At 36.8% G+C, this 13,487-nt stretch carries 6 protein-coding genes; 5 read left to right on the top strand and 1 reads right to left on the bottom strand.

All coding sequences use genetic code 11. The annotated features are described in order from the left end of the window. The first annotated feature begins 9 nt into the window (after positions 1-9). From ebgA to ACQKP0_RS03935, 4 genes are all read left to right on the top strand, one after another. The gene (gene ebgA, locus ACQKP0_RS03950; RefSeq protein ID WP_427404513.1) at positions 10-3,096 is read left to right on the top strand and encodes a beta-galactosidase subunit alpha; all 3,087 of its coding nucleotides are present in this window, start codon (positions 10-12) and stop codon (positions 3,094-3,096) included. A gap of 225 nt (positions 3,097-3,321) precedes the next feature. Beyond that, on the top strand, positions 3,322-4,245 hold the full coding sequence (locus ACQKP0_RS03945; RefSeq protein ID WP_427404512.1) for a ketopantoate reductase family protein: 924 nt from the start codon (positions 3,322-3,324) through the stop codon (positions 4,243-4,245). A gap of 194 nt (positions 4,246-4,439) precedes the next feature. After that, a complete protein-coding gene (locus ACQKP0_RS03940) occupies positions 4,440-7,880 on the top strand; it encodes a S8 family peptidase (protein WP_427404511.1) in 3,441 nt (1,146 codons plus the stop codon). A gap of 253 nt (positions 7,881-8,133) precedes the next feature. Then, positions 8,134-9,801, top strand: a complete 1,668-nt coding sequence (locus ACQKP0_RS03935) for a hypothetical protein (protein ID WP_427404510.1) — start codon at positions 8,134-8,136, stop codon at positions 9,799-9,801. Between the two features lie 851 nt (positions 9,802-10,652). Here the strand turns inward: ACQKP0_RS03935 and sigX are convergent. Then, positions 10,653-11,204, bottom strand: a complete 552-nt coding sequence (gene sigX / locus ACQKP0_RS03930) for an RNA polymerase sigma factor SigX (protein ID WP_427404509.1) — start codon at positions 11,202-11,204, stop codon at positions 10,653-10,655. 442 nt (positions 11,205-11,646) lie between these two features. Here sigX and glmS point away from each other — a divergent pair, with 442 nt between their 5' ends. Beyond that, positions 11,647-13,482 carry a glutamine--fructose-6-phosphate transaminase (isomerizing) gene (gene glmS, locus ACQKP0_RS03925; protein ID WP_427404508.1) on the top strand — a complete coding sequence of 612 codons (1,836 nt, stop codon included), beginning with the start codon at positions 11,647-11,649 and terminating at the stop codon, positions 13,480-13,482. Positions 13,483-13,487: the final 5 nt, after the last annotated feature.

The following is a 13,487-nucleotide window of genomic DNA, read 5'->3' as shown; positions in this document are numbered from 1 at the left end:
TGAATTTACATGACATTATTTCAAAAGAAAGATGTTCGGAATCAACATCTGCTACAACGAAATCGATTGAGCCCAAGAGCCCACTTTCTTTCGTTTCAAAATGAAAGAGAGGCGTTATCGTTCGTTCAAGAGGCTTCTTCCCGGATTCAATTGCTAAGTGGGAAATGGAAATTTTATTATGCTGAGCATCCATTATTGATACCAAAGAATTTTTACGAAAAAAGTTATGATTGCACTGGATGGGACGACATTCAAGTTCCAGGTGTGTGGCAGCTGCAAGGATATGGCAAACCACATTATACAGATCTCTATTATCCATTCCCTGTTAATCCGCCACATGTGCCGGAAAAAAATCCAACTGGGTGCTATCGAAGGAGCTTCTTTATTCCGAAAAATTGGGATGGTAGCAATGTTCATATTAAGTTTGATGGTGTCGATAGTGCATTTCATTTATGGGTGAATGGAAAAGAGATCGGGTATAGTCAAGGGAGCCGCTTAACATCAGAATTTGATATTACCCCATTTATTCAGGAAGGAGAAAATAGTATAGCGGTTCAAGTGTACCAATGGAGTGATGGCTCTTATTTGGAAGACCAAGATATGTGGTGGTTAAGCGGTATTTTTCGAGATGTTTACCTTTTATCAGTGCCAAAGGTTCATTTATTTGATTTTTATGTTACAACGAAGCTAGATGATCAATATAACGATGCAGACTTAAACATCCGTGCAAAGATTAAAAATACTGGAGCTGTGGATGGCAAATTCATATTATCTTACCAGCTTTTTGATAAAAATGAACGCTGCTTAGAAGGCAATTTTTTCGAGGTATTAGAAATCTCAGCTTTAGATGAATTAACATTGAACGTACAAAAACATATTTCATCGCCACGCAAATGGTCTGCGGAAGATCCGTACTTATATACACTTCTTCTTACTTTGAAAAATGAAGATGGGAATGTAATCGAAGCTGTACCGTACCGAATCGGGTTCCGTTCGATTGAAATAAAGAACGGTAATTTAAAGGTAAATGGAACGACTGTTATGTTTAAAGGGGTCAATCGCCATGATCATGACCCTGATAAAGGCCGTACGGTTTCTTATGAAACGATGAAAAAAGATATTATTATGATGAAGCAATACAATATTAATGCGGTACGAACGGCTCATTATCCAAACGATCCTCGATTTTATGATCTATGTGATGAATACGGTCTCTATGTTATCGATGAAACGGACCTTGAATGCCATGGCTTTGAGTTACTTGGGGATGCCAGCCAAATAAGTAATGATCCGAGCTGGGAAGCGGCATATGTTGAGCGATTAGAACGTATGGTGGAGCGTGATAAAAATCATCCAAGCATTATTATGTGGTCACTTGGAAATGAATCAGGATTCGGCTGTAATTTTGAAGCTATGTATAGGCGCTGTAAAGAATTAGATGATACAAGAGTGGTTCATTATGAAGGGGACCGTGAAACGAAAGCAACCGATATATATAGTACAATGTATTCTTCCGTTGAAAGAATTATCGGATTTGCAGAAGCAGAAAACTGGGAAAAGCCGCATATTTTATGTGAATTTGCCCACGCCATGGGCAATGGTCCTGGCGGCTTAAAGGAATATTGGGATGCTTTTTATAAATATGAACGTCTGCAGGGTGGTTTTGTGTGGGAATGGATTGATCATGGATTAAGACAGTATACAGATAAAGGTGAAGAATTTTTTGCCTACGGCGGTGATTTCGGGGATGAACCGAATAACGGAAACTTCTGTATGGATGGTTTGGTAAGTCCTGATCGAAAGCCGTCACCTGGCCTTCATCAATATAAGAAAATCATTGAGCCTGTCATAGCTACTGCACTAGATATTAATGAAGGTATGATTCATATCGAAAATCGATATAATTTCTTGTCTCTTGATCATCTGGAATGCAGTTGGAGTCTAGTGGCTGATGGGGACCTTGTCGCCAGTGGTACAGTATCATTACCAACTATTCCAGCAAACGAAACAGGACATATTCAAATCCCTTATAAACAACAGTCTCTTCAATCACATTGTGATTATAAGCTGAATGTTTCTTTTACATTAAAGTTTGATACATCATGGGCGAATAAAGGACATGAGGTTGCTTGGGCACAATTTGATCTTCCTAATGTGAAAACGATGGAAGAAAAAACTGCTTTAAGATCTCAAGCAACGGTCCATGTAGAGAGTACGGATACTGCTTATATTGTAAAAGGGAATGATTTTGAAATCGAGTTTTCACGGGGCAGCGGACATTTAACCTCTTGGACTGTAAGTGGTCAGCAGGTGATGGAGCAGGGGCCAAAAATGAACTTTTGGCGGGCAATGACCGACAATGAAATGTATATCGTAAAGGATTGGAAGGAATCGTATCTCCACATGCTTGAGCATGATGCTAGAAAAGTAGATTTTGTGCAGCTGGATGAGTATACAGTAAAGGTACGGGTTGAAGTGAATATTGCACCTCTTGTAGTTGGCTGGGGCATAGATGGCTGCTACGAATATACGCTTCATGAAAATGGGCAAGTTCAATTATCAGTATCAGGTGAGCCCTACGGAAAACTGCCGGAAACTTGGCCAAAGGTTGGGTTGGAGATGCGAATTCCAGGCGATTTAAGCCAAGTAAATTGGTACGGAAGAGGTCCTTGGGAGAGCTATCCTGATAGTAAGCTAGCTTGCAAAATAGGACACTATCAAAAAACAGTTGATGAGCTATTTTTCCCATACGAATACCCACAGGAAAATGGAAATAGAAGTGATGTGAAATGGGCTAGCTTCCATAACGGCATTAACTTCGGCTTATTGACAGTAGCTAATGACACGATGAATTTCAGTGCTCATTATTTTACGAAAGAAGATATTGAAGCAGCAAAACATAACTACCAATTGAAGAAGCGAGAATTCATTACATTGAATATCGACCATTACCTGAACGGACTAGGAAGCAATAGCTGTGGACCGGGTCCGCTCCCTGAGTACCAGCTAAAGCCAAGTGCTTTCAAATATGAAGTCACCTTTATTCCGTTACAAGGCGGACAAGAAGCAGGCAAATATTTAAGTAAATTAATATAAAGAAGAAGGTTCATTCATAATGAATGAACCTTTTACAATTTAGCAGTCTAAAAACTGTCCACCCTCCGTGGAAAAAAGGGGCAAAAGTCCACGAACGGTGTCAGGCACCAAAATGGAATCGAAATAAATTTCTGAATTATACAAAATATTATATAATTAAATATAAGATCCAAAAAGATAATAGTCTGCTAGAGAATTTCTAAATTAAAGGAGATGGTAATGGGAATGAGAATATTAGTAGTTGGTGCAGGAGCGATTGGCGGTTATTTTGGTGGAAGATTATTAGAAAAAGGGGAGGATGTCACCTTTCTTGTCAGAAGCAGAAGATTTCAACAGTTGACAGAAACTGAGCTAGTCATAGAAAGTCCACATGGAAATATGAAACTGAAGCCAAAACTCATTATGAGTGGGGATGAAGCAGATCCATTTGACATTATTCTTCTTTCAACGAAAGCTTATCACCTTGATGGGGCAATTGAAAGCATTCGTCCATATATGGATGAGAAAACAATGATCTTGCCTTTATTAAATGGCATCGAACATATCAATCAACTAATATTAGAATTTGGAGAAAAACAGGTCATTGGAGGTCTGTGCTTTATTGAGACCACTTTGGACATAAAAGGGAATGTAATTCAAACTAGCCCTGCGCATAATTTAGTGTACGGAGAACTGAATGGAGAAGAAACGGATCGAATGAAAGTGCTGCAGAATGTTTTTTCTGGAACGAAGGCAAATTTTCAATATAGCCCTAACATTCTACAAGCAATGTGGGATAAATATTTGTTTATATCAACCTTATCAGGAATTACTACCTTGACGAGGGCACCAATCGGACCGATTCGTGAAACAGCAGCAGGAAAGCAAGCGATCCAAAATATAGCAGACGAAGTCATTTCAATTATGGAATCGCTCGAGGCACCAATTGAAACCAATATGACCAACACACTTCAAGACAAAATAAATACATTGACCTATAATATGAAATCGTCTATGCAGCGTGATATGGAAAAGGGTCTGCCAACAGAGGCTGATCACTTTTTTCACTACCTTCTTAACCACGCTAACAAGAACAACCTCAAAACACCAAATTTACAACTAATTTATACAAATTTGAAAGTATATGAGAGGAATGTGTTAGGCATGTAAGAAGCCTAACATATTTTTTTTTATAATTGAAACTATTGATTCAATTATACGTCTAATTTATAAACTGAAATCAGTCTATAAATCTATGTTTAACAGAGAGTATGAGAAATAGATTTTTTTGTCGAAAAGAATATATTTCCATAATTGTAATTTTAAAGTATTATACAAATAGTCTAATAGAAAAGAGGGAATCTATGAAGCCGATTTGGAAAAAGTTAACTGCATTGGGGCTAGGAATTACTCTTGTAGCCTCAACATCACTGTTTTCACAGAATTCTTATGCAATCTCGACATCTTTGGGTAAACAGACGCTAACAAACAAAAAAGTATCAGCCCTTCAGAAGCAGCTAGATCAATCAAAGGGATCCGCGTTTAGTGAGGATACGTTTGTTATCAAGCACCACCCAGATTTTTCAGTAAGAAGTATAACAGGTTATGGGAAAGATTTTGATGTCATTCAAAATGTAAGCAAGCTTCAGTACATGGCTGTAAAGGTTCGTAAGAAGGCGAATTTACAAAAAGTGATGGCAGCTTTCCAAAAAAACAACAAGGTTCTTTCTATTAATCGAAGTGTAATGTTTAAACAATTATCGACAGCTGGCGATCCGAAGGTAAAGGATCAATATCATCTCTCCCTATTAAAAATTGCTGAGGCTCAGAAACTAGCAGGGAAAAATAAAGTGACTGTCGCTGTTATTGATACTGGAGTGGATAAAAACCATCCAGAATTAAAAGGTGCATTCACGAAAAACAGCTACAATGTATTGAATCCAATGAGTCAAACAAAACCTGATATTCATGGTACTCATGTAACCGGAATTATTGCAAGTAAAAAAGGCAATGAAATAGGTGGATACGGCATTAATCCAAATGTCAATATTTTATCCATTGACGTATTTGACCGTATTGGTATTTTTACTTCGGACTATACAATTGCCGAAGGGATTCTCTATGCAATAGATCACGGAGCGAAGGTAATAAACATAAGTTTAGGTTCTTGGTACAGGTCTCTATTACTTGAGGAAGCCGTTCAGAAGGCCATTGATAAAGGAGTGACAATTGTCGCTGCTGCTGGAAATGATGGGGAGGATATCCCTAATTATCCTGCCGCATATGAAGGAGTTATTAGTGTAGGCTCCGTAAATAAGGATAAGAAGCTCAGTTATACTTCAAACTTTGGACCTTCCATAGATCTTGTTGCTCCAGGGGAAGATATCTATGCACCGATCTATGATTTAGAAAAAAAATCTACATTTGAAACGTTAAGCGGGACATCAATGGCTTCTCCGATGATAGCTGGAGTTGCGTCATTACTTCTATCTAAACATCCGAACTTAAAACCTGTACAAGTAGAATATATTTTAGAGCATACAGCGACTGATCTAGGTGAAAAGGGATTTGATCATAAATATGGGTATGGATTAGTGAATCCAACAGCTGCCCTTAAATATGATATTAAAAAGCTTCCAACATTCGTGAAAAATAAGTGGACAAAAAAGGAAATTTTACAAATCGCAGAAAAACTATCCGGCGCGAATTCTTATGTAAAAGAAGGAACTTTAACAAAGCCTTTTGAGCAAAAATGGGTTCAGTTCCATGTGGAAAAAGGGGAATATATTCAAACTCAAGTTGCACCATCCCCACTTTATGACTTGAAGACGATGATTCACTTTTATTCAGATGATGAAAGTCAAAGTCAAATATTAGATGTCAATGATGTTGGAGCCGGTAAAACAGAAGGTAAGCTAGTAAAGGCACCATTTAGTGGCACAATTGCGATTGGTGTTAAAGATGTGAATGGAAACTATGATGATTCCAGCGCCAAAAAGTCCAAATATAAGCTAAAGATCAGTCGCCAAACAGAAGAACCAAAGGATGAATCAACATTTGAATCCCCAATAAATGTTCCAAGCTTGCCATACACGTCCGGATCACTTGCGTTATTTGGAGAAAAGGGTGATGATGATTTCTTCACTTTTAAAACAACAGACCAACAAGTGGTGAAGCTATCAATAAACGGAATTGATGGAGTAGATTCTGCCATCCAAGTATACACAAAAGAATCGCTTGGCTTATCGTCAGAGAAAGAGGAAGATGGATCTGTTTCTACTGGAGAAGAACCTCCAGCACCACCTATATCTATTGATAATATTGAACCCGATTGGCAAGTGAATAATGGAGGAATTGGTGAAGGGGAAACCCTTACAATACCGGCAAATCCAGATACTGAATATTATGTGAAGGTGACAAATAAACCAGGATTTAATGATGGATTTTTCTTTGAGGACTTTGGCAAACAATCTTCAGAACCACAATCATCGTTATTGCCATACCATCTAAAAATTGAAGGGAAAATTTTACCGCCAGATGAAGATAACTTCCCTATTTTAGACGAAGTTGAAAATCCGGTTGATTATTATCAAAGGATATTAGACGGTGCAATTCCGTATTCAGTGGGAGAATCTAAGTCAGGATATCTCCAGACTGTACGTGATGAGGATTGGTACAAAATAAATTTAAAAGAAACAGGGATTTATGAATTTACTTTACCAGAGCCAAAAACAGGGAAGCCTTATTTTGAAATCTATCGTTTCGTAAAAGACAAGGATGAAAAGGGTAATCCAATCATATGGGATGAGTATGTCGTAGATAATGGCCCTGTAAGCTTTTTTAGTAATGATGTTTCAAGCAAGGTATATGCTGGATTGAAAAAAGGTGAAACCTACCTTATCCGTGTAAGGGGGAATTTTTTCACTAATTCATCGGTTTCAATGGATCAATATACATTGGGATCGAAGCTTATTGTTAAAAACCCTAAAGGCAACGATGAGAGCAATCCATCTGGAAAGGTAAAAAATCTCCCAGCTTCTCAAGTGAAAGGGAATTTCTCTATTCCAGGTGAAAATGATCAATTCTATCTAGAAGGAAAAAAATCGACTACGTATAGCTTATTATTTGAAAGTTATAAACCGAGTAAGGATGCATTACAGAAATATCCTAAGGATTTGTTTGAAAGGATTTTTGGAGTAGCGATTATTTATGAAGATGTGAATAAAAATCGTAAGCTCGATGATGAAGACTTGGAAAGAGCAAGTTTTGTTGCGAATGGTCTGTTTGACATAAACCAAGATGTCAATTATGGATCTTTTAAAGTAGAAAAAGGGAAAAACTACATTATTGAATTAGTTGGTTTAACAACTAGCCCTTATCAGCTGTCATTGGTTCCATATAAATTGACGATTGCACCTGCTGTAACAAAGGATGAGGATGCAGGTAATGTTGTTAAGAAAAATATTCCGTCTAAACCTTTATCCTTGAAAAAGGTCAATTCAAAAACCTGGAAAGCAACAGGACACTTAAACAGTGGAAAACCTAATGGTGATGAGGATTGGTATGTTATCAATGTAAAGGAAACCATAGACGGATACCTGTCTTTTGATTCAGGAAAAGAAGTAGATGGTGTTATTTCGCTCTATAAAAATGGAAAACACATTGCTACCTCTAATTACTATAATTCGGGTCAAACAGAGATCATGCATGTACACCTGACAAAAGGAAAATATCATGTCAAAGTAAGAGATGTTTTTGGAAATCCAACAATCAAGCCATACACACTTACACTCACAAAAAAATAAATATGTATTCGGTATCTAGTGGGATTCCACTAGATACTTTTTTTGGTGCCTGACACCATCCGTGGACTTTTAGGTGCTTTTTCCACCCAGGGCGGACACTTATTAAAATTTATGATTTTCAAGAATGGTTGAAACCTTTTTATATCGGGTCCGTATTATTTTAGTAGAATAAGAAAGAGAAAGATGATGCCGCACGTTTCACTTTCTCCTTTCTGTTTAATGACTACTAGATTGACATACGGAGGAAAACATCATGTATTATCTTGTTGCATTATTTGCATTAACATTGAATCCTTTTATTTGGAAGGCTCAATATAAAAAGAAATCCTTTTTATATTTTCAAGGCTTTCGTTTGATTCTAGGGTTTCTTATCACCTTTGTGATTACCTATTTCGGACTCGTTGATCATACATGGGAAGCTTTTATTAGCTATGGATTGTTTTTAGTAGGTATTTTCCTGCTTGTTGATATCCTTTATAGCCAAGTGAAATATGGTTCCCTTACACCATTACTAGGGATAGCTCTTATCATTGGAGGACTTTATTTTACCTTTGTTTACCCATTAACAATCACAAATACTAAATATGAATTTGTTAAACAAAAAGTAAAGGTTGCAGAAAAAGAGAAATCTGTAATCGATGAGAAGCATATTCCTGTTGTCCCGGAAAAATATGCAAGGTATCGCAGTGAAAAATTGATTGGTGAGCTAAAGCATTCATCCTACTACGATTTAGGAGAATCTACTATCCAAAAAATTGATAACCATCTTTATTGGGTTACACCGATTGAATACACTGGTTTCTTCAAGTGGATGAAAGGGGAAAAAGTACCAGGGTATATTAAAATGAGTGCAGAGGATGAGCGTGCTGAAGCACAACTCGTTGAAGCAAACATGACCTATGTTCCTTCTGCTTACTTTGGAAAAGATATTAAAAGACATGTTCGGAAGTATCATAAGGACATGATTTTATTAGATGTGAGCTTCGAACCAGATGATCAAGATCATCCATACTATGTTATTCCTTATGGGAAATATGTAAAGTTCCGCAACATTATTGATGTAAAAGGGATATATTTAGTTGATCCGATTACAGGTAAAATACAAGATTACTCTTTAGACAACCTGCCTGATTTTATTGATCATGCGATTCCAACGAGCGTTGCTGAGGATTGGAATGAATGGTACGGAAAATACGTTCATGGGTTCTGGAATTCTCTTCTAGCTCAAGAGGATGTAATGGTACCTACTCAGTGGGACGATGTGGATGAAGTAAATGGTGTCTTTAATCAGGATTTGCAGCTTAATTGGTTTACCGATTTTACTCGTCCAAAATCCGATAGTGGGGCGATGGTCAGCTATTCGATATTAAATGCGAGAACAGGAAAATTTACCTTCATTACGGAAGGGAATGGTCTTTTAAATGGAAAATCTGCAATGAATGTGGCGGAAAAGACATTTAGAGCCAATAAATATGAAGCAGGAACACCAATTCTTTATTCGATTTATGGCCAATTTACTTGGGTCGTTCCACTTATGGACTCAAACCATGTATTCCGGGAAATGATGCTTGTCAATGCAAAGGATGAAAAAGTATACAGTACAGGAGATTCTAAGCGCAAATTATTCGATGAATACAAATATGCCATTGCGACAAAACTTGGAAAAGATGAAACCACTCCAACAGATATAGCATTGTTAAAATCATTAAAAGGGAAAGTTTCACATGTTTACAAAGCTGAGACAGATCGTGGGACGTCCGTAAAATTTATGATCGAAGGAAATGATAAAATCTTTGTCGTTCAATCAACAGATTTTCCATATTCAATCTTTATTGAAAAAGGATCATTAGTCGAGTTTAACTATATTGATACAGAGGAAATCATTGCCTCAGTCAATAATGAATTTAAAATAATGAAATAAAATCTTTGAAGAGGAAATAATGATTATAAAGTGTGGAGTAAAATCGGCAGGTATGAAATGACGCTTTATAGTTCATTTTTCCTCTTCTATTTCATGACGAAAGAAAGTCCAGAAAATGATCAAAGCAAAGGCACCGAGAACTTCCATTAAAAATAATAAATTTAGGAAGCCTTGCACTATATCCACCTCCAATTTAAGTAAAAGGATTTATAGTTTTATAATAAATTTCTTATGCTAAGAAATGATGAATATATGATTAAGAGTGTATTAAGTAAAATCGAAACAGATGATACCAACTAAATCATATTACAAAAACAGTATATCCAAATATGGTATAATCATACTTTTTATCAAAGCTTTGTTACTGATGTTGTTGATAAAATCTCCTGTATGGTTTGTGTGAAGCGATTTCTTTACGTAGAAAAACTAGCTGAACACATACCATGCAGGTTTTTTTATTAGAAAAAACAATATTGTTTAACAAAGCCCTTAGCATAAAAGATCACTTATTATTACAATGGTTAGATTATTAATAATCCTTATACACACATGATGCATGCTCTATCTAGCCTGCCTATAAAAATAACAGACAGGTAAAACTGTCTGTTCAAAATAAGTAAAACTATTATCAAAAAAGGCCTTATTACCTATCGATTTAAACTGAAGGAATGTATACTTTTGTTATTGATAGTCGCGCCTAGTTTTCCGTGCGTCCGGAATTTTACTTCACTATCCATGTAAACCGTTTTTTTCTTTTTATTATCGGAGCAATCCTTATATAGATTTCATGAGGCTGCCTGCGGTCTTTTACGATAGGAAATTGTTTGAGCATGTATTCTATATCATAAACATTATCGTTCCAATCGTATCCCTGCACATTCTGCAGCTCCTTTCACAGTTTCATCTTCCATCAAGATTTTTAAGGCTTTAAGTGCTCTATGCTGTGTGGTTTTCACCTTTCCCTCGGTCCAGCCTAGTACAGCGGCAGTTTCTGAGATGGTTAGCGATTGGATATATCTAAGAATTAATACCATTCGATGATCTATTTTGCAATTGTTTAAGCATCGATACATTAATTGGATGGATTCGTTTTGTAGTGCAATATCTTCAGGGAGCGGGGAATGATCACTAATTTGGTTGGTTTCAAAATCAAATGTATCTGCTATTCGATGTTTCCATCTTTTTTGTTTTCTAAATGAATCAATGGCCACATGTCTTGCGATAGAAAATACCCATGTTTTTTCACTGCTTCTGTTTTCAAATTGATGATAAGATTTCAATACTCGTATATACACTTCTTGCACTAAATCCTCTGCCTGTTCACGACTTTTAACCATGTAAAATAAAAACTGAAATAAGCTTTGATGATATTTTTCATAAAATTGATAAAATTGATTTTCCATCGCTAGCCCCCCCTAAATACATATGTCGTTTGGGAACAAAAAAGGTTACAAAAAAAATAAAAATTTAATTTAAATGTAATAGAGGTGTAAAAAACTTTATAGTATGTCGATTTGTTATATGTAAAATAAAATGATCTGTGAGGCATACTTGAAGCGATTTCTATACGAAGTATAACTAGCTGAAAGTATGCCTAACGGGACTTTGTGAAATGGAAGTTAATTCGAAGTAAATTTATTGGTACCTTAACTTAAATGAGATTAGAGAATGAAAACACCTTTTATTAGCCGTAACTATCTAGCAATAAAAGGTGCTTTATTGAGCTATAGTCCTTATGAGCATCTTTCGATGAAATAAAAAATATACTCTAATCCCTCTTCCTTTCCCCGATTACACAATTTCGATTATAATATTGGTATCAAATCAATCGAGGTGATGAGCTAAATGAGTGGAATCGTAGGATATATCGGGAAATCTTCAGCTCATTCAATCATAATAGATTGCTTGACCCACTTGGATTACCGTGGGTATGATTCGGCTGGAATTGCAATTTCGAATATGGAATCCATTGAAATTCGTAAAGAAAAAGGCCGGATTGAGGATTTAGAAGCACTAATAGAAATTGACCCAATGATACAAGGCAATCTCGGGATTGGTCATACAAGGTGGGCATCACACGGGGCGCCAACTGTTGCCAACTCACATCCGTTAAGTGATGAACAAGGTCGCTTTATTGTCGTTCATAATGGAATTATCGAAAACTATAGACAGTTAAAAAATACAATGATTGAGGCAGGGCATACTTTTACAACAGATACAGATACAGAAGTTATCCCACATCTTCTTATGCACTATGATACAGGGAACTTTGAGGAAACAGTGAAAAAAGTACTCCCTCTCTTAAAAGGATCATTTGCGCTTGCGATTATGGCAAAATCCCAACCAGATACGATTATTGCGATATCTCAAGAGAATCCCCTTATCATAGGCTTTGGTCAGAATGAAGCCTTCCTGTCTTCGGATAGTTCCGCACTCCTGCCATACACAAAGGAAATTTATCCGATAAAAAATGGAGAAATCGCAGTATTAACTCCAAAGGAAATAAAGGTACAAACAATTAAAGGGGACATCATTCACCCAGAGAAAAAGACGATTGACTGGGATAAAGATGAAATGAATCTACAAGAATATGAGCACTATATGCTTAAAGAGATCATCGAACAACCAAGGGCAATAAAAAATACACTAGAAGGTCGGCTAACTGAAAAAGGCGTTGATATTCCAGAACTACACCAATTTTTAAATGATCAGTGCATTAGTCAATTTCGAAAAATCGATATTATTGGCAGTGGGACTTCGCATCATTCGGGAATTATTGGTAAAAAAGTGATGGAAACGATGTTAGATATTCCGGTTGAAGTATCCATTTCATCAGAGTTTAGTTGTGAACATGGACCATTGAATGAACATAACCTCGTCATCGTCATCAGTCAATCTGGAGAAACAGCGGATACATTATCCGCCTTAAAAGAAGCAAAGGCACATGGATGTAAAACGATAGCAATTACCAATAGAAAACGGAGTAATTTAGCTCGTAAGGCGGATTGTACAATTTGTACGAATGCTGGACCCGAATTAGCGGTACCAGCAACGAAAGCATACACCTCTCAAATCACAGTATTATTACTATTGGCTATTGTATTAACGGAAAAAACAAATGGTCCGGGGCTGAAAAGAATTCCTGAGATGTTGACAGAGCTGCTCCAGTTACCTGAAGAAGTAGAAAAAACACTTGTTATGACTCAAGACGCTATCGATCAATTTGCACAGGTAACAGAGGATCAGAATAGCCTATTTCTAATTGGACGGGGATTAGACTATGTTCTAGCCTTAGAGGGGGCAACTAAGCTGCAGGAGGTTGCTTATTTACACGCAGATGCCTATCCCGCAGGTGAAATGAAGCATGGAACGATGGCTTTAATTACTCCCGGTGTTCCAGTAATTGCCCTCTCTACCCAAAAGCATCTTAGGGATAAAACTATTAATAATATCAAGGAAATTAAAGCCAGAGATGCTTTCGTCGTCGGAGTAACTACAGTTGGTGATGACGACGTAGGTGAAATCGTCGATGAAGTCATGTATATCCCAGAAGTTCATCCTTTCCTTATGCCGATCATAGCAGCCATTCCACTTCAATTATTAGCGTATTATGCAGGAACCGTTCGTGGTTATAATGTGGACCGGCCAAGAAATGTCGCAAAGAGCTTGACGGTTGAATGATTGTT

Origin of the sequence: Heyndrickxia sp. NPDC080065, assembly GCF_050281185.1 — a bacterium.
Classification (GTDB): Bacteria; Bacillota; Bacilli; order Bacillales; family Bacillaceae_C; genus Heyndrickxia.
This window is presented reverse-complemented; position numbering and strand designations above follow the sequence as displayed.

Bases quoted from the DNA above. Each gene is read 5' to 3' on its own strand.
- ebgA (WP_427404513.1), top strand. From the start codon at position 10: ATGACATTATTTCAAAAGAAAGATGTTCGGAATCAACATCTGCTACAA.
- ACQKP0_RS03945 (WP_427404512.1), top strand. From the start codon at position 3,322: ATGAGAATATTAGTAGTTGGTGCAGGAGCGATTGGCGGTTATTTTGGT.
- ACQKP0_RS03940 (WP_427404511.1), top strand. From the start codon at position 4,440: ATGAAGCCGATTTGGAAAAAGTTAACTGCATTGGGGCTAGGAATTACT.
- ACQKP0_RS03935 (WP_427404510.1), top strand. From the start codon at position 8,134: ATGTATTATCTTGTTGCATTATTTGCATTAACATTGAATCCTTTTATT.
- sigX (WP_427404509.1), bottom strand. From the start codon at position 11,204: ATGGAAAATCAATTTTATCAATTTTATGAAAAATATCATCAAAGCTTA.
- glmS (WP_427404508.1), top strand. From the start codon at position 11,647: ATGAGTGGAATCGTAGGATATATCGGGAAATCTTCAGCTCATTCAATC.